Genomic DNA, 23624 nt, shown 5'->3' with positions numbered 1-23624 from the left:
GATGTGAGCAGTACTCCGAGTCAACGACGTCCCGGTGCTTATCACCTTGTTCTCGGCGGACGAGGACAGTGGTTGGGGATACAAGCTGAACTATCCCGGCTACTACGCCGCCCATACTCGACCGATGGGAGCCGAGGACGCACTGGCTGACGCCGTCGGTGAGGGATACGGCGACGACGGCCGAAACATCACGCTCGATTACGAACTGCTCCTCGAAGCAGACCCGGACGTGTTGCTCGTCCTCGGGCCGATGACAGGCTCCTACAATCTCGACAAAATCCGACAGCGACTCGAGAACCACAATGTTGCCAGTGAGCTCACAGCTGTGCAGGAAGGACGGGTGTATGCCCAAGGTGCGCGACGACAGGGACCAATACTGAATCTCTTCCAGTTGGAGATGACGGCCAAGCAGCTCTATCCCGACCAGTTCGGGGAGTGGCCCGGCTACGTCAACGGGGAACCGTATCCAGAAATCCCAACCGAAGACCAGCTGTTCGACCGCCAGCGGGTTGCGGACATCATCAAGGGAGACATCTGATATGAACGATGAAGACGAGCATTCGACTGCGACACCGACGCGACGCGACTACGTGAAGTACGGCAGCGCAATCATTGGTGGGGGGTTGCTTTCTGGTTGTAGTGAGGAGTCGGGGCCCGAGTCATCGGCGACGCAGACGACCGCGGGAGATACCACAACTCCGGGTGAGACTACAACGTTGGAAGACGATAGCTACTCGGTCACACTTTCACCGATGGACGAGGTGATCTTCGAGGAGGTCCCTGAGACGGCCTACGCATACAGTCCGCACTACGCCGACATGGCGGTTGCGTTCGGTCACAGGGACGCCATCGCGTCACTCGGGTCTCCCGACGCGTACGTGACATCGATGAACTACTACTATGACGCCATCGATGGGGCGTCGATCGAGAGTGATGACCTCAGAGCAGTGTGGAGCGACGGGGTCGACAAGGAACTGTTCTACGACCTTGATGCAGACGTCCACTTTCAGGACCCGTGCTGGCTGACNAGGACTACCGATATTACACCCTGTGGGAACTCTCGGAACGGGTCGCTGGGGTCTTCCGCGAGGGCCGACGGTTCGAGGCGTTTCGGTCTGAGTATGAGGAACTGTACGGCAGGATTCGGGCGAACCTCCCGCCGGAGTCCGAGCGACCGACGGTCGGCCTCATCGTGTTTAGTGACGGTACGTTCCGCCCCTACAAATTGAATAACCCTGGGTTCGCCAAAGCCCACCTCCGACCGTTCGGTGTTCAGGATGCATTCGCCGACAGCGACCAGACATACGACGAGAACGAAGACGGACGCCTCGACTATGAAGCGATGCTGGCAGCCAACCCGGACGTAATCCTCCACAGTCAGGGTATCAGCGGCTTTTTCGACGTGGCTGCGATTCGCAAGACGCTGGAAGACCACTCCGTCGGAAGCGAACTCACAGCCGTACAGAACGACCGCGTGTACAGTTCCGGGACGCCGTTCCAGGGACCCCTAGTGCATCTGTTCCAACTTGAGATGACGGCGAAACAGCTGTATCCGGACATCTTTGGAGAGTGGCCCGCCGATGGAAGCGAAGATTCCTATCCGGAAATCCCGGTCGACGAACGGCTGTTCGACCGTGAGCGGGTCGCGAACATCATCAACGGAGAGTTCTAACAATCTCGGCTCTGCATCATAAACAGCCCTCAGAGCGCTCGGAATGGAGGAAGAGATGGTCTATCTCTTCCATTAGTCAATTGAGATCACGGTTCGGCTGGCACTGTCTAGTTGAGCGAGTCTGAGAAGTGAGCAGGCCATAGCGAGAGGTGTTCATGTCACTCGCAGACCTGCTCAGCGAGACGTTCAACGAGGACAGTCAAGACGTTTGGGAGAACGAGCGCACCCCGATACTCATCCGGCGATTTGGGGTGCGTCTCCACACGGCGGGGCTGTCGATCAGGGAGACGCTCGCTACCGCTACGGAACCGAGGTGTGAGTCTTAGCTAAAGACCAATGGTTGACAGCGTTTCCACTGGTCGGGGTGCTATCTTTACCCTGAAATTGTGATTGAATATTAACTTGTTAGATTAAGTAAACTTTGATAACTGTCGGTCGGTGGGGGACTTCGGCAATCGTAGAAAACCTCATACCTTGGCCGGTCAAATCGTCGGAGGTGAAAATTGAGCAAGGTACAGCCTTCGAGACTATCGGAGAGCACGAAATCGACTTTTCCGTGGCTCAGTTGGTAGAAACCTCCGAATCATTCAGGAACTGGTTCGTTTCGCAAGTTGATCCGACTATTGGCCTGGATGGATACATCGGGGGTGCCATACACGCGAGTTACGCCGGAGAAGGGGAATCCGATATTGAGTTCGGGTTCCTCACTGAAAGTGGGGACCGACATATCGTGTTGGTAGAAAACAAAATAGATGCGACCAAGCAACCGGATCAGATTGAGCGATACTACAACCGGGGTCGGTTCCGTGTCGAACGTGACGATTGGGACTCGTACACCGTCTGTTTGTTAGCCCCTGAAAGGTACCTGTCCGAGGAAGATGAGAGTGGATTCGACTCGATCATCCACTATGAGGACGTTCTCGAACAGCTTGGGAACAGCGCACACGATGGAGCGGAGTTCATACGAGATGTGTTTGAGACGGCATTGACGAGGTCTCGTACATCAACTACAGCCGATGCCTTCGATACCCTCCATGCAGTCCGAGATCAGTTTTTGGCTGAGACGGATATACCGCATCTTGAATCAGACCCAGAGTATACAGGGTACAACAAGCGCACCTCGTTCAAATCAACGCATCCGGACCATCACGACGCGGTTCGGTACGATGTGTTTGTCGGCAAAACCGGTGATTCAGGCCACACGAATGTTAGATTGCAGATCCAAAGCTCGGACGAGCTCACCGAGGAAAAACGGGAATCACTAAGATCGATGGCCCAACGACATACTGAGTCGCTCCCCGATTACAAGTGGCGTTTTTATCGAAAGGTCAATATCGGTTCCAAACAGGTAGGGCACGAAGCTGCTATCGAAGACGATTCTTACGATACCTATGTTGACTCAATCGTCGATGAGTTACTCACACTCACAAATACGTTCCATCCAATATTCGCTGAGAAGAGTAGCTGATGGGTACTTGCCCCATCTGTCCGTACGGACGGTTACCGGATCAGGAATGAGCCAGAGAGTTGGCTACGAACGACAGCGGCGCGATGCCGTCAGATCCGTCTGAGAGCCAAATCTAATGACTTGGCACGAAATAACTGTCACATGCGACTCTCTGATTGTCTCCCACTGTCACGGCTACCTCGACGCCATCCAGACTCATCGGACTTGCGCCCACTTCTCCACCCTCCACTCTCACCCCACCAGAATACATCACCTCCCTAACACCGGCCAGCGTCTGCCTTGGCCAACGCCATCTCCACCCTCGCGGGTTGACTACTCTGACCTACTCCCTCAGCCAGAGACCGAATCCAGCCCACCCTTCCCATCGCGTAGCATGCCCAATCTGACATACCCGTCAGTCTCCCCCCGTCGGCATCAGCCGTCTACTTCCCGCCCCTTCCGACTCTCACTCACCCCTCCCCCCCGGGAGCGTATCTCTCCCGTCCCAGCCACCCGGCTTGCTTCACCTCCACAGGCTTATATGATTCCGCTTGGCCCCCCGGCCTTGAGTCTCCAAGCTCACTGACCTCCTAAGACCCCTCAAATCCACTGTCCTAGCCATTCCCCTTTGGGCAAGTTTTTGCGAATTTTTTGGGTGTGTATTCGATTAGAGAGAGTTAGAACAACGCTAATAAGCTCTAATCCCATAACTTTTTATATATGCATCGGGATTTCGAAAATTGAATACACGATAGAAGGCCTGAGAGACTTGAAATCCGCAATATTGGGAGAAAAATATACGAAAAAGATATTAAAATCAAATTTCTCGAAGTGAGTTAATAATCATAAAACTACACCTTTGAACCCGCTACATACTGCACACGTAAAACGAGTAATATATAGTGTAAAGCACTGATTCGATACTCTTAGAGGCTCTGCATACTGCACACGTAAATATTTAGTTTTAATAACAGTGTAGTGTTATTATCGCACCCCGATCTGTATAGAGGCTCTGTACTGCCTGAATTCGGGCATTAGTTTAGATGTGTGGAATTACAAAAGAACAGGGTCATTTTGCCTATACAAGCACATTTCACGCGCACACCCTAGTGAGCTGGTATATACGGTCTCTAAATCCATGTTTCGATTATTTAGATCTGGAATTAATGCTTATAAAGAATGTTATATGAATTCTGTTTTCGAGTGTGAGAGGAAGAAATTAATGTTCTCGGCAAGGAGATTGTGAAGCACTGGTTGACCAAAGTGGGCTGGACTACATGTCAGTGAGGAATCCAGATAGTTATGATAGTTTCACTACCATAATTAAACTGATGATAAAAACAAGGGTTTTGGAAGCGGCGTTAAGATAGGTGGAGTAAAGAAACAGTAAATAAGTTTATTATTGTCTTTTCTGTATGAAGTGTAGTCATGGTGGTTAATGTCAAAAATTGTTTGTTTCGCAATCTCCTTTTCACTTTTCGTTGCCCACTATGATTTCAAACTGTTTGTTAAGCTAATAAGTTGGATGGGAATAGGCACTCACAGAAGCTGGCTTCTCCCAACCGCAGTCCTATCGAAGTGTTTCGGCGGCCACCTGACTGAGCGAGCGAGTCACGCCAGAGACGTGCAGGCACGACTCATAATACGTTGTCTCAAAGTGTAATCGAAAGCGTCTGCGACCTCGAGCACGGCATTCGCCTTGCCCGCTGACAAAAAGATGGTCAGTGTCTAGTGCGGAAGTCCATCGGGAAGGCGAAACCTCGACAGGGACAGCAGGTGGTCGAACGCATCGGTGATGCGGAAGCCCGGAAGGTAGACGACCGCCTCCACAAGATTGCACGGCAAATCGTAGAGGATGCCGAGGAGCGGAACGCGGTTATTGTCGTGGGCGACCTCGGCAGGATTCGCAAAGACAACGACAAGGGGCGATACGTCAACGACAAGACCCACAAGATGCCGTTCGCCCGCCTGCTGGACTACATCGAGTACAAGGCCCACGACGCGGGAATTGAGGTGCAGTTGGTCGAGGAATACGACACGTCGCAGACGTGCAACCGCTGTGCCTGGGAAGGCGTCCGAGCAACGCAGGGACGTTTCGAGTGTCCCGAATGTGGGCTTGACGACAACGCCGACAAGAACGGTGCGCTGAATATCGGCAAACGAGCCTTGGGCAAGTTCTCGAAACCGCTGTCCGAGGCGGGGGCTGGACTGGCACAGCCCGAAACGCAGGTCATCGTCCAACGTGACGACGAACCTGCGAACCTCTCCGTTTCCGTGGGTTCAACCCCACGGCTTTAGCCGTGGGAGGATGTCAGAAGGCCAACTTTGTGTCCGCCAGTCCGGGTCGGTGAGACCGTCGTCGCTGCTGACTGTCAAACCGAACTGGCAGGGACCAGACGACGGCTCTACGGGATCGGCGCTGAGACCGGAGAGATCGAATGGGAGCGACGGACCTATCCCTCAGAGTTGAGTGTCGCCAACGAGACCGTCTACACGACCGCTGGCGACGCTGCGACCGCATTCGATCCCGAGACGGGCGATGTGCTGTGGCGCTACCCGACCGGTGTCGGCCACCTCACCGCTACCGAGGGCGGGATCTACGCCGTCGGGAGAAACAACGACGGCACCAGCACGCTGTACGCTCTCGACGAGGGTGGCAAGACGTAGATCCACGCCGCAGTAGATTTTTATTAGTTCGCGAGTTCGCGCTGGCGGACGAAGGGTTGATGACCGACGAGGCGGCAGAGAGCGACAGTGGCGTCCCGTGGGCGGACTACGACTGTCTCGCGGAGGCGACCGTAGACGACGAGGAAGCGGACTCCATCATGGTGCCCGGCGTCGGTGCCGGCAGCAGTGATCGCGTCCACGCCGGCCAGGGCTCGGTGTCACTCACCGAAACCGTCGAGACGGACGGATCCGGCGACTGTGACAGCGACGGGATGGAGGTTACCTTCCTCAACGTCGGGAAGGGGACCTCGATCCTCGTCGAGGCTCCGAACGGCGAGAACATGTTGATCGATGCTGGTACGGACGATTCACCAGAAGAGTGGACAAACACCCCATACAGGACAGAGATGGTCGAAGCGGTTGATGACCAAGGAATCAATGAGATCGACCATCTCGTCGTCACACATGGTGACAGGGACCACGAGAAGTATATTCCAGACATAGTGAACAACTTCGACGTAAAGAACGGCTACTACTCGGAACACGGTGGATCAGAAGCCGGCACAGATCCGCGCGAAGAAAAGGATGAGTACATAGACGACGGATTGGTAGCGAACGAGTGGCAGGCGGTTACCGCCGACAATGGCGCGCTAGAAGGGACTCTAGGTGACGTTGATGTCGACGTATTCAATCCGCCATCCGATGAGCGTACTTGTGGGAGACACAAAGACTGCAATTCGATCGGTTTGACCATCTCCTACCAACCCGACAGCTCGTCAGAGACCCATACCTTCCTCATCCCGTCTGACATCAGGTATGGTCTGGTTGGTGACATCGCTTCTGGCAGTAACAGCCCCTACCAGAACGCCGACGTGTACCTCTTGCCCCACCACGGGGTCGACAGTGCGGTCAATACGATGGTACTGTGCAAACTGGTCGGGCGAGATACGAGCGACGAAGTGTGTCATCGTCAAACCGAGGTTGACCCTGGTACCTCGATATCGATGGAACGGTCGACAGTGTCGTGATCTCAAACGCAGGACCGGACAGTAGCGATCCACCCGGCGAAAACGCGATGGATATCCTCACTGGGGGCGACCACGACGTGCCCTACTACTGGACGGCCGAAGATAGCTACATTCGCTACGTCGTAGACGACGAGACCGATGAGTCCGACGACCCAACGACAGGTGACGAGGTTACAAGTTCTCTCGTCACTGTCAGCGAAGGTCTCGGGCCATCGTTCCCACCGAACGCCGGAGCGCCCAGGGTGTCGGCAACTCTCTGAGTCGTACGTTACCTCACCGCTTTTCGTCTCGGGGGATTTTCAATAGACTGCGACAGTTTCAGCTACAACGACCCGGGCTGCGCGGGATTGAAGTACGTATCAGACCAAATCTGATAGTGACTGTGAGCGAACGCACCGACTCATCAACTGTCAGCTATCTGGCCTCGCACGACGAGTACTCGCCTCGGAATGACGGTGTTTACGCGATACTGCGTCTACAGGCGATAGATTCGTCGCCGGAATATCCACCCGGAACAATCTCAGTACGAAAGGAGATCCTCCCGTCACTCGGACGTGACAAGTACGGTACCCTGATCGTTAGTTTCAGGTTTTCAGACACCGATCCGGACCTTACCCCAGCAGTTTCGCCGACTCTCGGTCAGTTCTCCTCGGAATTCGTGTTCCCCGAATGTGACCTGGAACGCGATGGAATACCACTCGGTCATACGTTGTTCGATAGATCAGCGGAGACTTTTTCAGGAGATGCCGAGGCGCCGTACGTAACTGTCAGTGTCGAGTACGACCGGGCACACGACATTTCGGCCGACAGCCAGACCTCCCGGAACGACGTAGGTGACGTCAGTCGATCGTGGACGGTCGGCAGAGATTCTAGTATCGGCCGCCCAGTCGTTGAAGAAAATACTGTTTACCTCGGAACGACGACGGCAGTAGAGGCGGTCGACAGCGAGAGTGGGAAGCGTAACTGGCGTACCTCTCTCGTCACCGATCCAACCTACAAAGAACCGCTACAGCCGCGAGTGGTTCCCGAAACCGGGACGATCGTCAGTGGGACTGCAACCGGTACTATCGTCGGTCTCGAGGCTACTTCGGGCGCTATCGACTGGCAACGCGATGTTCGAGCAAGAACTTTCGGTCAGCCCACCGTTTCCTCAGTCGATACCAACGACGGTCGGGAACTGCGAGTGTTCGTCGGCACCCAGGCCGGAACCGTCCATGCCCTTGCCGCCAAAGACGGGACGCCACGGTGGCAAACGACCATCGAGCCCACTTCTTACGATCTGGCCACCGGCAATAGCGTTCTGTTCCCCGTGGCGACCGACGGTGAGCGAGTGTACGTCAGCGCGAACGATGGTAGTCTGACTGTGCTGGACGCTACGACTGGAGAACTCCGACGCCGCCTCCACACCCCCGAGATGTTCGACTGGGGATACCACGCCACTCCCACCGTTGCGGACGGCACCGTCTACTACAACACTCGCATGGGACCCACCGCCTACGATCCTGCAACTGGCGAACAACAATGGGACGATAGTGCCCGGATCAGACACGACCTCGTGTACGCACCGGTCGTCACCGACGACACCGTCCTTGCCAGTGGGCCGAGTGCGCCCGTCTACGCGCTCGATCGCGAAACCGGAGAAATTCGCTGGGAGTCCGGGAGCTACGCCTCCGAATTGAGCGTCGTCGTCGACACCGTCTACACGACTGCTGGCGACGCCGCGACGGCGATCGACGTCGAGACCGGCGAGGTGCTGTGGCGCTACCCCACTGGTGTCGGCCACCTCACCGCCACCGAGGACGGTATTTATGCCGTCGGGAGAAACAACGACGAGACTACCACTCTGTACGCCCTCGACGAGGTTGGGAGCGCGTAGATCGACGCCGTGGTTGGATAAATAGAGTCCACGCTCTTCGGTTGTGTCGGGCGGGCAACGCAGAGCGCAGTCTTTATTTTTCAGTATCATCTCGCACAACCCATGACGCGCCGAGGTTGCTTCGTTTCGAGCAGGGCCGGCTTGGCACAACACCATGGCCCGGACACCGGGGCCAGAAACAGTGCGACCACGAGACTGTGGAGGTGACTGACCAGTGGATATCGATGCAGACTGTTTCCTCCACGGGACCGTTCGACCTGTCTACTCAGGCTGGGTTCTCGAGTACGACCAGGACGGACCGACAATCCCGCTTGCGGACCCAGATGGAGTTCTCGATGGGCAAACCGAGCAAGAGTGTACGGTCGGTGTCGATGTCGTCGACCCGACATTCACTGGCGTCGAGTACGGATCAACAGGCGTTCGACTCAACGGTGAGCAGATCGTTCTCGTCGGAGACGTTCGAGGGCTGGATACACTTATCGAGCGCTCTGGCTCGCGTGTCGTAGACCTGACCTTCGATAGCGGGTGCTGGCCCGTCGCCCCCGAAAACGCCACAGTAAGTACGACGAACTCGCCGTCGGCACTGCCCTGCCGCCGTAACGGCCACGAGAACAAAGTCAAGATAGAAGCCAGCGCGCTCGAGGCTCGACAACTTCTCTCATCTCCGGACCCATTCGGTGAAGAGCCAATCGACACAGTGCAATTCGAGTACGATCCGACCCGAGACCGCGTGAGAATCGTCGTTCCGGGAGTTCCTCTGTGGGCGAACCACGGGTGGCTCACGTGTCGACCCGGTCGCTTCTTCAACTGTGCCGGCAAGTGGGCAAAGGCAGCAATCGATAGTGAGCCATCGCCGTGGGACTGCGGGGACGCACCTACGTCGAAAAAGCTTGACTTCGAGTACGGCGTCGAAGGCGATGTTCTGCGGATTCGACCGAGAGTCTCGGCGACGCCGCTGGGTGTGTATCCAGCTGACGGCTTCCGATTCGACTGTGACGGGTTCGTGCAGGCGTGGGTCCGCGACGCCAGGCAGTTTCTCGCAGATTCAGACCCAGATGAAGCCGATTCGCTTCGGGAAACTGTCGAGGAGTTCGCCAGTCACACCGACGATGCTGGACCGGACCGTCGCTGAGGCGGAGATAGATCGACTGCTATCGGAGATTCGCGAAGACCGACAGGTGTCCCACGTCGCCTGGGGCCGACAACCCTTCTGGGACCCGACCGACCGTCGTCTCGAGCCGTCCGACTGTGCAGTCGGTCTCTGGGTTGTTCAGTTCCAACTCGACCATGTTCCCGTCTGAGTCCGCAGAGACGGGTACATCGAACGATTCGACCTGGTCCCTCGCGCGCTGTTTCTCGCCTTCGTGGACCACGTCACGCGAATCAGGGATGAGCTCGGGAGCCCCACCGACACTAATCATTGATGCTCTTTTGCAGCAATCTGATTAACCACCTTTTGCTCAAGCAGCAGGTGTTTTACTCAGGTCAGCCGGCGAACTCGAACTCGACGCCATCGGGCAGTGATATTCTAAACGCGTCGCCGGACTGGACGAGATAGCCGTTGGCGACGAGTAGCCCCCACTGCTCGTTATCCGGGAGGTCGTCCATCGCGTCCAGTAGCTCAACAGTCCCGTCGGGGTTTGCGTTTTCGACGGCCGCTGCGAGCGCCCCTGCGAGCTCAGGGTCGGCCATCTTCTCGGCGAGGGCGTCCGCGTCCGGACGGGCCTGTCCGGCCGCGGTGTCGATACCGCCGACGACGCCTGTCTTATCGATCGTGAGGAACGTTGAACCGCCGATCTGGTTGGTTGCGACCTGCCCAGCTGCGGTCAGTTCATCGATGACGGCGTCGACTTTCGCCGCCGACCAGCCGGTCTCGAACTTGACTATATCCTGGACCAGACGGCTGTCCTCTTGATCCTCGATGAGATCGAGCAGCGTTTGGGCATCGTCGCTCGTCACCTCGGTATCCGTCGTGTCGGCCCGGCCATCATCAGACTGCGTTCCGGAATCGCTTCCGTCCGGGTCCGTCTTGTTCCCGCTGTCGCGAGACGGCTCTCTAAGAAGGACGACCTCATCCCAGTCGTTTATTTCGACGTAGTCGTGGGCTAGTAAGTCGTCGACAACCGATCGGGTACGCTCCTCGGTCCAGCCGAGTTCATCGGGAAGCCAGTCTTTGTCCAGCTCATTGTTCACCTCGTTTTTCAGCACATCACACACCTGCTTCGCGTCGTTCCAGTCGATTTTCGGGAGGTCGTCGTCACTGAGCCTCTGACTCCAGTCGGGCTCCTCAAGGAGACCAACGTCGTCCCAGCTGTCGACCTCGACGATACCGCGTGATTGCATGCCGTCGACGACTGCCGTGGTCCGGGCTTCGTTCCAACCGAGTTTGTCTGGCAACCGGTCTTCCTCGATTTCGTCCATCGTCTGTGCTCTGAGTACGTCACATACCTGCTTCGCGTCGTTCCAGTTGAACGCTGGCGAGTCAACAGTGTCAGCCGATTCGGTTCCGTCGGCCGCTTTCCGGTTGCCGTCGGCCGTCTGGTCTTCTGGGTCCGCCGGCAGCGAAAGCGCGATAACGTCGAACTCCGTGTTGGCACAGATCAGTCGGTCGTCAGCGACAGCCGGTGCCGTGTGTTCGCGCTGGTCAATTCCGTAGCTGAGTCGCTCGTGGCCGTCGGCGGCACCGAGCACGACCACCTCCTCTGTCTGGTCATCGCTCGATAGAATGGATTCGAGTACGAGCACCACAGCGTCGTCGGCGACAACCGCGTTCGCCCGCGGCAGTCGCGTCTGCTCTCTCTCTTCGAGGCTGTAGGTCCACTGTCGAGCCCCTGACTCGGGGTCGAACGCCTCAACGCCGCCCCAATCGTCTTGAACCGTGACATACACCGCTGCGTCGTCGACTGCGGGCGGGCCGGCTATTTCGTACTCGATGTCGGCTCGCCACGCGCTGTCGCCCGACGCCAGATCGACCGCGTAGATGGTGTCCTCGTCGCCAGCGTACACTTGTCCTCCGGCAATGGACGGAGGTCGAGCGAACGAAATCGGGAACGTCCAGCGGTGCTCGCCGGTCGCCGCCTCGAACGTGGCGACGCCGTCGCCGGTGTTGAGCGTGACCGTCCCGTCGGCGACCGCCGGCGCAGTTGCCTCGCTGGAGCTGACCCCCCCGTCGAGTTCGGTTTCCCACTCCGTTGCCCCGGACTCGATGTCCAGCGCGCAGAGGGTCTCGTCCCGAGTCGCGACGTAGGCGAGGCCGTCGTCGACAGTCACCGCTCCGGTGACGTCGAACGCTCGCTCCCATTGTTTCTCGCCGTCGACAGCGTCGAACGCGAACAGGCCGCTACCAGTGCCGACACACACTGTGGTGTCTCCGACCGCTGGTGGCGCTTCGACGGCGTAGGGGTCCCCGTAGGAGTCGGCGGGGTCGTCAGCACAGTCCTCCAGCGAGACGGCCCATCGCTCCTCTCCGGTGTCGGCGTGGAGCGCCCACAGGGTACCGCTCTCGCCGCCGACATAGACGGTCCCATACGCGACGGCTGGAGCGCTGTCGATTGACTCACCGCTGCGTGCAGTCCACGCCTCCGCGACGGCGTCGTCACCGTTCAGAGGGCTGCCGGCGAGACTTCGGTTGGCCGGGCCGCCCGCATACTGACGGTACTCCCCGGTCATGGCGGCGGTCGTCGCACCAGCGGGGAGCGTGACCGCCTCAAGCGCCGCGCGGAAGTCGACGACACTGTCGTACCGGTCAGCCGGGTCGGATTCAAGTGCTTTCAGGACCACCTCGTCGAGTTCCGCCGGAACGATGGCCGTCTCCTCGCTGACCGGTGCCAGCTCGGCCCCGGAAAGTTTCGCCTGCAGGACCTCGTAGCCGGTGCCGGTCACTGGCGCGCGGCCAGCCAACAGCGCGTAGCAGACGGCCCCGAGCCGGTAGACCTCCGTCCGTTCGTCCGGTTCGCCAAAGCGATCCGACGCGAGCTGCTCCGGTGGGGCGTAGCATCCGTCCAAGTCGGCTACCGCGTCCGGGTCCGCGCGGACCTTGCGTGTAACTCCCCAGCCGCCGAGCTTCGGCAGGTCCCAGCAGCCATCGGTCGCCGCCCGAAACTGGACGGTCTCCGGGCCGATACTTGTGTGGAGGGCTCCCTCGTCGTGAGCGTGTTCGACGGCCTCACAGAGGCGTTCGGTAATCCAGACGGCCTCGTCTGGCCAGATGCCATCGTCGTCGTCCGCCAGCCGGTCGGCAAGACTCCCCCCGTCCATGCGCTCGGTCACTAGTCGGTCCGCGCCATCCCAGTCGACGAGGCCGACGACGTGTCTGTGTGCAGACAGCGACTTCCAGGTCTCGACCGCGCCCGAGAGGTCGCTGTTGGTGGCGTTAACAAAGTGGAGCTTCGTAACCGCTACCCCGTCATCTGGCGATGTGACGCGCTTGACGGTCTTGCTTCCGACGTTGCTAACGATACCGTCTACGTCGACTGTCCCATGTTCGACTGCGCCGACTGCCGGGCTCTGTGCGTCGTCGCTCGCAGGTACGTGCGCACTCCCACCCTCATCGCTGGCTGTCATGCCCGGTGCCTACAGACAATAGAGTAATAATTGTTCTCATGTCGGCACTGTGACAACGAATCTGGAAGCTGGTGTGTCACACAGGCATCCGAAAGAATATTGATGTGACATCTGAAGATAAGGTATGACCGTTGCTGACAGCGAACGCGTCGATTGGTACGTGGACTCGCGTGGCGATATTGAGTACAAGTCTCTCGATGTCGGTGTGCCGGAGCGTCACAGGGTGGGGTCGGACATCTACGAGGTGACTGCGACAGTCGACGGGGAGGCTCGTTCGGTGTCGCTCGTCCGCCCGCGGATACAGGGTTCGATTGCAAGTGAGGCGTCGGCGTACATCGACGGCGCGGAGACGTGGGCTGCCGTCGACGATCATGAGGGCGTCTGCTCCGTACTCGACTGGGGTGTGACTGAGGACGGCCCATGGGTTGCGACCGAGCGCGCCGGTAGAGAGACGCTGCGGGACCGGCTCGATGAGGAACAATTTGATACCGACGAGGCGGTAGCGTTCGCGAGCCAGTGTGCTGAGGCACTCGAACACCTCCACAGCCGTCGGGTCAACCATCACGCGTTGACGCCAGAACGGATTCTCGTCGTTGACGGCGAACCGGTCCTGCTCGACACGGGTACTGGTGTGGCGCTGGACGAGCACGTGGGAGGTATAGATGCGCTCACGACGGCCTATGCCGCCCCGGAGCAGTTCGACCCGGCGCGGTTCGGCGAGCCGGACCAGCGTGCTGACGTCTACCGGCTGGGTGTCATCTGTTACGAGCTCTTGACCGGCAGTCGCCCGTACGAGGGTGCCACCGGCGCTGTCCTCGACAGCGTTACCGATCCGGCGGCGACACCGAGCGAACACGCCGACCTCCCAACGGGCGTCGACAAGGTCGTGACCACGGCACTGGCGACCGACCCGGCCGAGCGCTACCGCACCGTCGAGGCGTTCCGGGTCGCGCTGCAGGAACGCACCGGGTCGTCGGCCGACGCCGCGTGGCGGCAGTTCGGCGGCGGGCCAGCCCACTCCAACCACGAACCAGCACTGGGCCCGACAGCGCCGGTCGAGCAGTTCTGGTCGGTTAACACCGGCTATCACGAGGTCCAGTCTACCCCCGTCGTGGCCGACGGGACGGTCTACGTCGGCGGGAACGACGAGGCCATCCACGCCATCGATGTCGAAACCAGCACCTACGAGTGGTCGGTCGAGTTGCCGGGGACCATCTTCACGACGCCAGCGGTAGTCAACGACACAGTCTTTGTCACCAGCGGCGAGATGGTGTACGCGCTGGACGCTGAGACGGGTGATGAGCTATGGACGTTCTCGGCAGGCCGGTTCCGGACCTCGCCCGTTGTCGACGATGGCACAGTCTACGTCGCCAGTAACGACGCCTTCGTCTACGGACTGGACGCCGAGACAGGTGACCAACAGTGGCGCTTCGAAACAGGCAGTTCGCTGGCCGCGACGCCAGCGGTGGCAGATGGCACCGTCTACGTCGGCGGCACCGACGAGACGGTCTACGCGCTGGACGCTGAGACCGGCGACGAAGTCTGGACCTTCGACGACGTTTCGTCGGTCAAAAACGCGCCAGTCGTGCGGTACGGCCGGGTCTACGTCGCCGCGCGTGGCGGGACCGTCCACGCGCTCGACGCAACCGACGGGACACGCATCTGGCAGACCGACACCGACTCTCGGAACATAGCGACGCCCGCAGTCGACGGCGGGACGGTGTTCGTCGGCGGCGACTTGGTTGGGCTCACCGCGCTTGACGCGGACACCGGTGACGAAGTGTGGACGTTCGAGGAGCGGGCGACGGCAACAAGCCCGGTCGTCTCAGACGGTGTGGTCTTCCTTGGCACCGATTCTGGGCTGTACGGCGTCGACGCCCACACCGGGACCGAAACCTGGTCGCTCGACCTCGGTGAGGCGGTCACAACGACGCCCGGACTCGGCAAGACAGACCTCTTTGTCGGCGGTGCGGACGGTTCCGTCTTGTCCGTTCGGGGTGCCGACAACGACACGCCAACCCCTGAGTTCGGGACCTGTAGCGGCGACGTGACGATGCCATCGATGGAGCGCTTGCAGTCACCTCCCGGTAGCTGGGGGGTCACGAGCGCGACGCCACGACGGAGCCGGCACGCGGGTGGCGGCGGGCCGAACGAGGACGCCGTGGCCAGATGGTCGTTCGACCCAAACGCGGCGCTCTCCCCCCCATCGATGGACAACAGCGGGGTCGTCTACGTCGGCGACGACCGCGCAACCCTCCACGCCGTCGACAGCGACGAGGGCGACGTGCTGTGGACCACCGACGGGGTCGCTGACGACGACCACGAGGCCGTGACCGACGGCAATCAGGTGTATACAGTCTGTCGACCCATGGCCGGTGACGCGGACTCGCGGGTTGACGGCGACCAGCTCTCGGCGGTTTCGGCCGACACCGGTGAGCCCGTCTGGTCGGTCAGAGGGACCGGCGAGTTTCAGACGCCGGCGGTCACCGGCGACGTGCTGTACGCGCTCGACAATCGGGAAGTCCACGCCCTATCGACCGCGGACGGGGAGCATCTGTGGCGTCAGGAGATCGACGCCAGTCACACCCCTGTCGTCGGTCACGGCATGGTGTATCTTGCGGCCGGCAGCACGCTGACCGCGCTCGACGCCGGTCTCGGTATTGAGCAGTGGACGACCGACATCCCACGAGGAACGGCCGGTGTCCCCGCGCTCGCACACGAACAGCTCTACTTCGCCACGGCAGAGGGTTCCGTCCTCGCAGTCGACGCCGAGACCGGGGCCCAGCAGTGGTCTGTCACCGTCGCCAACGAGTTCCGAACTGGGGTAGCCGTCGAGGGTGAGACAGTCTACTGCGCCGGCAACGACGGCACGGTGGCGGCGCTCGACGCCGAGAGTGGCGACCGTCGCTGGGTGCATGACGCCGGCAGCGCCGTTCGAAGTCCGCTCGCGGTCGCTGACGCCGTCTACGTCGCTGCCCACGACGCGATACTCGCACTGGATGGGGCCAACGGCGAGGTCTGCTGGCAGCGCAACACCGCGAGCCGCGCCTCCCCGACTGGTCCCACCGTCGGCAACAACCGCGTGGCGTTCGTCGACGGGGACCGTCGGTTGCGAACGATGATTCCCAAGTCGCAGGGCCGTTCGGCGGGCGAACCGGAGACCATCGAGTCTGATCTCGGCCGTGAGGACGAGGGCGTCGAACGCGGCGACGAGTACCTCTCGCTCGCCATCGAGAACATCGACGACCCCGAAGAACCGACCGACGAGGAGCTCCGGGCTGTGATTCTCGGCGGCGTCATCGACGCCTGGCAGACCACTCACCAGCAGGTGACCGTCCGGACCGACAGCATCGTTCCGGAAGCGATTGACCAGATATCGGGCGCGACGGCGCAACTGTTCCGGCACAATGTCGAACGGCTCGCCGAGAAGGGTTACGTCGGCTGGGACAACATGAACGACTACCAGCTGGTGACAAGCCGACCCTCCGGCGTCCAGTTTTTCGAGGAGGTGACCGGCGAAGTGGTCATCGACGATGTCGACCTGCTGGAGGTTCTCGAGCCCCTCTATGAACAGACACGTGAGTCACGGGACCCACGGTTCTCGCGTGCGGACCTGCAGGAGCAAACCTACCTTGAGGACGACGAACTCGACCGTATCGTCTGGTATCTCGCGAACGCCGGCAAGTGGGTCGAGGACTTACTGTTCATCAAGGGATCAGTCGGCTACCTCGACATCCATAGCACGGGACAGACTCCTTGGGCGACTGCGAAGCTCAACGGCGCCGGCAAGGACCTCTACGAGGACATCGTCTAGAGGGCGTTCCAGAGGTAGTCGAACCCGTCGGGCCTGCATACGTGAGGTGATGGTCCCTCAACAGCGGCCAGACTTCCGAGGGCGCGTTCTGGTGCTTCTTGAAGCCACCACATACAGCGAGGGAGTGCCGCCGTTCACGGCGGGCGAGAATCGCGTAGACCGCTTTTGGCTGGCAATCGATCACGTGAACACATCCAGTCAGAGCGCAACCGCGATATCCCGGTAGCGGGCAAGCGACCAATTGCCGTAGGACAGGCTGCTTTCTCTGGCTGGAGGGGCGTGATACCCAGGTTTGAACTCAGAAACGTGGCTGGTTGTCCACTCCTGCTCAATTGATCGCGACAATATCTGTTAGCCAGATGGATCCCTCGGGTAGCTGTCTCCGTTTTCTGAGTGCAAAGCAGCCGCTGGTCTGGGTGCAGTTTGGATGACAACCATTTTATTATAGTATTATCTACAGTAAATATGGAAATTATCGTCGAAGACCCGAGACAGTCCGACGGAACGAAGAGTTATGAGCCGGCGCGGTACCGATATGACATCGAATCAGGCATGTATTCGCTCATCCTCGAGGTGGACGGAAAGCAAGTCGAACGAAAGATACCCAGAGAGCGGGTCGTCTACGTCGAAGACGAGCCACAAACACCAGGTCCGCGGTAACGCATCCGATAGCGTCTTTCTGCCGTAGTTGTCGTTTGAATCGAAATAGCCGTCAGGGACAGGGCATGGAGAACATGCCCACGTGCGGATGACGGTCTGACGCCGTACCGATATCAAAATCGGGACAGGGCCGGGACGGTCCTATAAGCTCTCAATCACGAGAGCTCTTCGTAAAGGTCCTTGCCGAACTTGTTGATGTTCACGCTGATCCACCACGGCGAACTGCCCTGGGCGACGACATCGATGTAGCCGGCGCCGTTGAGAATGATACCGCCGAGGTCCATCCCCACGTCCTGTAGGAACCAGATGGTCCGGTCAAGCTTATCCTCATCGAGATACACCTCTTCGAGGAGCTCCTCGCGACCCATACCCGGATGGTCCGGATGGTGGCGAGCCTGCTCGTAGAGGGGGTCCAGTACCTCGATGATGTCAGCGTCGGGCACGACACGCTCGTCGCTGAGATTCTGGTACTTGCCCACGCCGCGGGCCCGGAGGAACACCGTCTCACCGGTCGGGCCGAGTTCCACGTAGCCATCTTCGGCCAGCCGCTGGACGTTGTGCTTGACCAGGCCCTCGGTCCCGCCGGGGAGGACCTCGCTGACCCTGTCCGTGATCTGGTCAAAGCCCAGCCGCACGTCGCGGTTGAACCGCTGCCATTCGTCACAGAGCACGCCGAGGATGGCCTCTTTGAGTTGGTCGTCGTTCGGGTCCTCGGTGTCGTCGGCCGCGCTGGCGGCGAAGTTGGTGTCGGGCTCGTGGTCGGACGAGACGCTTCCGGAGTCAGCAGTCGCCGCGGTGTCGTCGGCTGCGTCGTCCGTAGCGGCCTCATCAGTTGCCGATTCGTTTCCTGCGTCGTCGAGGTCGCCGTAAGCGTTGAATCCGTATCCACCCGTGTACAGCGTCCCGTCGGCGACGACGGGGCTCAGATCAAGGTCGCCGTACTGCTCGACAGAGAACAGCTCTCGGCCGTTGTCGGCGTCGTGGGCCTGTATCTGGGTCCCGGCAGTGGCGTAGACGATACCGTCGGAGACGGCGGGGCCGCTCCGCATCGCGTCGTCGACTGGAACCGCCCACTCCTCGTCGCCGGACTCAGCCTCAAGGGCGTACAGCGTTGCGTCGTCGGTGCCGGCGTAGACGGTGCCGTCGACAACTGCTACGGGACCTTTGACGGAATCGTCGAGTTCAACGGTCCACTGCTCCATGCCCTGTTCAACACTGAGCGCGTGGAGTTCTTTCTCCGTGCCGCCAAAGTAGATGGAGTCTCCGACAACCGCCGGTGAGGACTCGATGTCACCGATACCACCCGATTCGAACTGCCAGCGCATCTCGCCGCTCTCGATATCGACGGCGTAGAGAGTGTTACCGGCACCGGCGATAGCCATGCCGTTGACAACGGCTGGGCTACAGGTAAAGTCGCTCCGGCGCTCGAAGGTCCATTCAATAGATCCAGAGTCGGTGTCGACTGCATACAGCGTCCCGTCCTCACAGGGGGCGTAGACGACGCCGTCAGCGACAGTCGGCGGCGAGCCGAAAGTGGCGAAGCTGCCGGTTGCCTCGACCGACCATTGTTCCTCGCCGGACTCGGCGTCGACCGCATAGAGGTGTTCGTCACGGCTTCCAACGTAGACGGTCTCGTCGGTGACCGAGGGTGCACAGGGGATCCCCCGGCCGGCCTCAAACTCCCACTTGGCCGCGCCAGTCGAAGGCTCAAGCGCGGTAAGCGTACTGTCTTCGCTGGTCACATACAGCGTCCCGTTTAGGGCCGCGATGCCCTGCTTCCGGTCGTCGGTTTCGTACTCCCACCGAGACGTTGGTTCCTCCGTTGGACCGCTCCCCGAAATAGCTCCGGTTCGAGCGAGAGTACCCCGGTCGGTGGACCAGCCGGGCTCCTCACTCACGTCGATTGCATCGTCGTCATCGCTGTCGTCGATGGCAGCTTCAGGTACATCGACCGGCGCACCATCCTCGGTCAGCGCGTACAGGTTCCGGTCCTGACTCGTCAGGAACAGCGCTCCGTACGTGACTGCCGGGGCGGCTTGGATGGAGTCCCCCGTCTCGAACGTCCATTGCTGGTCACCGGTCTCGGGGTCCAGCGCAACCAGAGTGTCGTGGTGTGGCTGGTAGAGTGTCCCATCGGCATACACCGGGGAGAGATCCAGATCGTACTCGAACTCAACCTGCCAGACCTCCTCGCCGGAAACAGTATCAACGGCGTGGAGTTCGCCTTGACCAGCCAAATAAACTCGATTGTCACCGACGACCGGTGTCTTTTTTCCCGAGGAACAGTCGAATGACCATTGTTCCTGACCGGTCTCGGCGTCGACCGCACAGAGCTGCTGGCCGCTGCCGGCAAGGTAGACGGTCCCGTCGGCAACGGTGGCCGACGACTCGACCGAGACGCGGCCGCCGGTCTCATATTCCCATTCCCGGACACCGGTCTCGGCGTTGATCGCATAGAGGGTCGTATCCTGACTCGCGACGTAGACGATACCGTCCACGACCGCGGGCGAACCCATTATCTTATCGTCCGTAGCGAACGACCACCACTCTTCGCCGCTATCGGTGTCAATAGCGTAGACATTGCCATCACTGCAGCCGACGTACACTTTGTCGCCAACGACAGTTGCCGTCGATTTGACGTAGTTGAAACCACTGCCGGTCGGCTCGAATGCCCATTCTTCCATGCCGGTGTCAGCGTCGATTGCATAGAAGTGCTGGTCGTAGCTGCCGGCGTACACCGTACCGTCGGCAACGACTGGGTTGCCTCCGATGGTGTCGTCGGCTTCGAAACTCCAGAGACGGTCGCCGCTCTCGATGTCGACGGCGGCAACCTCGCTACTGTCGCCGATATACGCCGTCGTACCGTCGACGGCGGGGGCCGAGTCGAGCCCGCGGTCCCCTTCATACGTCCAGGCAGCCCGGACGGCCTCGGTGGGCGCGTCACCAGCCGACCCAGTCCGGTCGACGGTCCCTCGAAGGGTTGCCCAACCTTCGACTTCGTCCGGAGTTGTCACGTCCTCGGCCGCGTCGTCAGCCTCGTCCGCGTCCTCAGCGGCTGCCTCGGCGTCCTCGTCAGTATCTTTAGCGTCCTGGCTCGGTACTGCGTCCGGACGGTACTCTCCGAAGGCGTTGAACTCGTAGCCGCCGGCGTACAGCGTGCCGTTGGCCACGACTGGCGAAAGAGAGAGATCGCCGGTATGCTCGAACGAGAACAGTTCCCGGCCGTTGTCGGCGTCGTGGGCCTGAATCTGGGACCCGCTCGTCGCGTAGACGATACCGTCGGCGACGGCAGGCGCACTCCGCATCGCGTTGTCGACCGGAACCGCCCACTCCTCGTCACCGGTTGCTGCGTCGAAGGCGTACAGCGTCGCATCGTCAGCACCGGCGTAGACGGTGCCGTTAACGACCGCCACGGCACTATTAACGGAATCGTCGAGTTCAACGGTCCACTGCTCCATACCCTGTTCGACACTGAGCGCGTGGAATTCTTTCTCCGTGCCGCCGAAGTAGAGAGTGTCTCCGACGACCGCGGGCGAGGAATCGATGTCGCCGATGCCGCCCGATTCGAACTGCCAGCGCATCTCGCCGCTTTCGATATCGACGGCGTAGAGAGTGTTTCCGGCACCGGCGATGGCCATGCCGTTGACAACGGCTGGGCTACAGGTAAAGTCGCTCCGGCGCTCGAAGGTCCATTCAACAGATCCAGAGTCGGCGTCGACCGCGTACAGCGTCCCGTCTTCACAGGAGGCGTAGACGACCCCATCGGCGACGGTCGGCGGCGAGCCGAAGGTAGCGAAGCTGCCGGTTGCCTCGACCGACCACTGCTCCTCGCCGGACTCAGCGTCGACCGCATAGAGGTGTTCGTCACGGCTTCCAACGTAGACGGTACCGTCAGTGACCGAGGGTGCACAGGGAATACCCCGGCCGGCCTCGAACTCCCACTCGGGCGCCCCTGTCTCCTGGTCGATAGCTACGAGTACACCGGACTCATCGGTCAGGTATACTGTCCCGTCAAGTGCCGCGATACCCTGTTTCGTGTCCTCGGGCTCGTAGCTCCAGCGGGCCTCCACTTGTTCGGTCGGGCCGACACCTTCGCTATGGCCTGTCCGCGCGAGGTCGCCGCGGTCGGTAGACCAGCCGGGCTCCTCACTCACGTCGATTTCACCGTCGTCATCGCTGTCGTCGATGGCAGCTTCAGGTACGTCAACCGGCTCGCCATCCTCGGTCAGTGCGTACAGGTTCCGGTCCTGACTCGTCAGGAACAGCGCTCCGTACGTGACTGCCGGGGCGGCTTGGATGGAGTCACCGGTCTCGAATGTCCACTGTTTGTCGCCGTTCTCAGGGTCCAGCGCAACCAGAGTATCGTAGTGTGGCTGGTAGAGTGTCCCATCGGCATACACCGGGGAGAGATCCAGATCGTACTCGAACTCGGCCTGCCAGACCTCCTCGCCGGAGGCAGTGTCGACGGCGTGGAGTTCGCCCTGACCAGCCAAATAAACTCGATTGTCACCGACAACCGGCGTTTTCTTGCCCGAGGAACAGTCGAATGACCATTGTTTCTGACCAGTCTCGGCGTCGACCGCATAGAGCCGGCCGCTGCCGGCAAGGTAGACAGTTCCGTCGGCAACGGCGGGCGACGACTCGATCGAGACACGGCCGCCGGCCTCATATTCCCACTCCCGGACACCGGTCTCGGCGTTGATCGCGTAGAGAGTCGTGTCCTGACTCGCGACGTAGACGATGCCGTCCACGACCGCCGGCGAGCTGGTTATCTTGTCATCCGTGGCGAACGACCACCGCTCTTCACCGCTCTCAGTGTCAATAGCGTAGACATTGCCGTCGTTGCAGCCGACGTACACTTTGTCACCAACGACAGTCGCCGTCGATACGACGATGCTGAAACCGCTGCCGGTCGGCTCGAAGGCCCATTCTTCCATGCCGGTGTCAGCATCGATTGCATAGAAGTGCTGGTCGTAGCTGCCGACGTACACCGTACCGTCGGCAACGACTGGATTGCCCCCAATAGTGTCGTCGGCTTCGAAACTCCAGAGCCGGTCGCCGCTCTCGATGTCGATGGCGGCCACCTCACTACTGTCGCCGATGTACGCTGTCGTACCGTCGACGGCGGGGGCCGAGTCGAGCCCGCGGTCCCCTTCATACGTCCAGGCGGCCCGGACGGCCTCGGTGGGCGCGTCGCCAGCCGACCCAGTCCGGTCCATACCCCCCCGTAGCGTGTCCCATTCGTGGTGTTTTTTTGCGTCCGAATCCTCATGCTCTACTGATGTATTCTCGCTTATCATAAATTCACTCGAAGCTCCAGCGATTGGTTCCAACCCACCGGTTGACACCGGCGGCGGGAAAGACGGCAACCGCGGTCGTGGTCGTCGCAATATCGCGTCCGCGACACGAGTGGCCACCGAGATTGTGAACGGGCCCCACTTCCCCGAACGACTCGGAGGGCGGACAATCGTGGTAAACGACCAGTGAGGACCTGTCGGAGTGTCCGGCAACCAGCTGCCGTGGCTTAGGTAGTCCGCAATTGGGGCTACAAGGGCCAGAAATCCGCAACGCCGGGCACTCTGTATTGTCTCTCACATTATCAAGTCTGAATGACAGTATATATAATTGACGGAAGGTTTATATGTGTGTTTATCGGTCACATCCTGCAAAATTAGTAAATCTAAGAGAGTGACATATCCTGCAGACCCCAACAGTAGTTGAAAACACGGCGATTCTATTCAGCAACCCCTGCCGAGAATCAGTCGGCGTTTGAGGTGCTCCACCATCTCTAAGAAGGTCGCCAAACACTCGTCAAAATTCTGTTTTTCACTCCGCTCTTGGGTATAGCGTGTCATAGCATCCGTTCTAGTTTACCGACTTACACCAGCGCTGTTCCG

12 protein-coding genes and 3 pseudogenes are annotated in these 23624 nt (G+C 59.9%); 12 read left to right on the top strand and 3 right to left on the bottom strand.

What is annotated here, in order from left to right:
- Nucleotides 1–70: 70 nt before the first annotated feature.
- From N5098_RS05940 to N5098_RS05895, 10 genes and pseudogenes are all read left to right on the top strand, one after another.
- Nucleotides 71–538: pseudogene (locus tag N5098_RS05940) on the top strand (ABC transporter substrate-binding protein); the annotation flags it as partial.
- Nucleotides 539–1015: 477 nt separating this feature from the next.
- Nucleotides 1016–1672: an ABC transporter substrate-binding protein gene (locus N5098_RS05935; RefSeq protein WP_267636806.1), complete on the top strand. Its 657-nt coding sequence runs from the start codon at nucleotides 1016–1018 to the stop codon at nucleotides 1670–1672.
- Between the two features lie 155 nt (nucleotides 1673–1827).
- Nucleotides 1828–1968 (top strand): annotated as a pseudogene (locus N5098_RS05930) (IS6 family transposase); the annotation flags it as partial.
- Between the two features lie 200 nt (nucleotides 1969–2168).
- Nucleotides 2169–3140 carry a PD-(D/E)XK nuclease family protein gene (locus tag N5098_RS05925; protein WP_267636805.1) on the top strand — a complete coding sequence of 324 codons (972 nt, stop codon included), beginning with the start codon at nucleotides 2169–2171 and terminating at the stop codon, nucleotides 3138–3140.
- Between the two features lie 1710 nt (nucleotides 3141–4850).
- Nucleotides 4851–5417 (top strand): annotated as a pseudogene (locus tag N5098_RS05920) (RNA-guided endonuclease TnpB family protein); the annotation flags it as partial.
- A gap of 27 nt (nucleotides 5418–5444) precedes the next feature.
- Entirely contained in the window at nucleotides 5445–5786 is a 342-nt protein-coding gene (locus N5098_RS05915) for an outer membrane protein assembly factor BamB family protein (RefSeq protein WP_267636803.1), read from the top strand.
- Nucleotides 5787–5845: 59 nt separating this feature from the next.
- A complete protein-coding gene (locus tag N5098_RS05910; protein WP_267636802.1) occupies nucleotides 5846–6814 on the top strand; it encodes a ComEC/Rec2 family competence protein in 969 nt (322 codons plus the stop codon).
- On the top strand, nucleotides 6811–7074 hold the full coding sequence (locus N5098_RS05905) for a hypothetical protein (RefSeq protein WP_267636801.1): 264 nt from the start codon (nucleotides 6811–6813) through the stop codon (nucleotides 7072–7074). The genes N5098_RS05910 and N5098_RS05905 overlap by 4 nt, the downstream gene beginning before the upstream one ends.
- Nucleotides 7075–7196: 122 nt before the next feature.
- Entirely contained in the window at nucleotides 7197–8690 is a 1494-nt protein-coding gene (locus N5098_RS05900) for an outer membrane protein assembly factor BamB family protein (RefSeq protein WP_267636800.1), read from the top strand.
- 214 nt (nucleotides 8691–8904) lie between these two features.
- Nucleotides 8905–9822 (top strand): hypothetical protein, encoded by a 918-nt coding sequence (locus N5098_RS05895; protein WP_267636799.1) that lies wholly within the window; start codon nucleotides 8905–8907, stop codon nucleotides 9820–9822.
- A 19-nt stretch (nucleotides 9823–9841) separates the two neighbouring features.
- Here N5098_RS05895 and N5098_RS05890 read toward each other — a convergent pair whose 3' ends face one another.
- Together N5098_RS05890 and N5098_RS05885 are read right to left on the bottom strand one after the other, a co-directional pair.
- Nucleotides 9842–10111 (bottom strand): hypothetical protein, encoded by a 270-nt coding sequence (locus N5098_RS05890; RefSeq protein WP_267636798.1) that lies wholly within the window; start codon nucleotides 10109–10111, stop codon nucleotides 9842–9844.
- A gap of 64 nt (nucleotides 10112–10175) precedes the next feature.
- Nucleotides 10176–13253, bottom strand: coding sequence for an outer membrane protein assembly factor BamB family protein (locus tag N5098_RS05885; RefSeq protein WP_267636797.1), 3078 nt, complete (start codon nucleotides 13251–13253; stop codon nucleotides 10176–10178).
- Between the two features lie 124 nt (nucleotides 13254–13377).
- On the opposite strand from N5098_RS05885, the gene N5098_RS05880 reads away from it, so the two are divergent.
- A complete protein-coding gene (locus tag N5098_RS05880) occupies nucleotides 13378–17067 on the top strand; it encodes an outer membrane protein assembly factor BamB family protein (RefSeq protein ID WP_267636796.1) in 3690 nt (1229 codons plus the stop codon).
- 465 nt (nucleotides 17068–17532) lie between these two features.
- The gene (locus tag N5098_RS05875; RefSeq protein ID WP_267636795.1) at nucleotides 17533–17727 is read left to right on the top strand and encodes a hypothetical protein; all 195 of its coding nucleotides are present in this window, start codon (nucleotides 17533–17535) and stop codon (nucleotides 17725–17727) included.
- Between the two features lie 155 nt (nucleotides 17728–17882).
- On the opposite strand, the gene N5098_RS05870 is transcribed toward N5098_RS05875, so the two are convergent.
- On the bottom strand, nucleotides 17883–23027 hold the full coding sequence (locus tag N5098_RS05870; protein ID WP_267636794.1) for an outer membrane protein assembly factor BamB family protein: 5145 nt from the start codon (nucleotides 23025–23027) through the stop codon (nucleotides 17883–17885).
- Nucleotides 23028–23624: the final 597 nt, after the last annotated feature.

This window comes from Halovenus rubra, assembly GCF_026586665.1.
Lineage (GTDB): Archaea > Halobacteriota > Halobacteria > Halobacteriales > Haloarculaceae > Halovenus > Halovenus rubra.
This window is presented reverse-complemented; position numbering and strand designations above follow the sequence as displayed.

What these genes read in the sequence shown, in the direction of transcription:
- N5098_RS05890 (WP_267636798.1), bottom strand. Translation starts at nt 10,111, where the DNA reads ATGATTAGTGTCGGTGGGGCTCCCGAGCTCATCCCTGATTCGCGTGAC.
- N5098_RS05880 (WP_267636796.1), top strand. Translation starts at nt 13,378, where the DNA reads ATGACCGTTGCTGACAGCGAACGCGTCGATTGGTACGTGGACTCGCGT.
- N5098_RS05875 (WP_267636795.1), top strand. Translation starts at nt 17,533, where the DNA reads ATGGAAATTATCGTCGAAGACCCGAGACAGTCCGACGGAACGAAGAGT.
- N5098_RS05910 (WP_267636802.1), top strand. Translation starts at nt 5,846, where the DNA reads ATGACCGACGAGGCGGCAGAGAGCGACAGTGGCGTCCCGTGGGCGGAC.
- N5098_RS05870 (WP_267636794.1), bottom strand. Translation starts at nt 23,027, where the DNA reads ATGATAAGCGAGAATACATCAGTAGAGCATGAGGATTCGGACGCAAAA.
- N5098_RS05885 (WP_267636797.1), bottom strand. Translation starts at nt 13,253, where the DNA reads ATGACAGCCAGCGATGAGGGTGGGAGTGCGCACGTACCTGCGAGCGAC.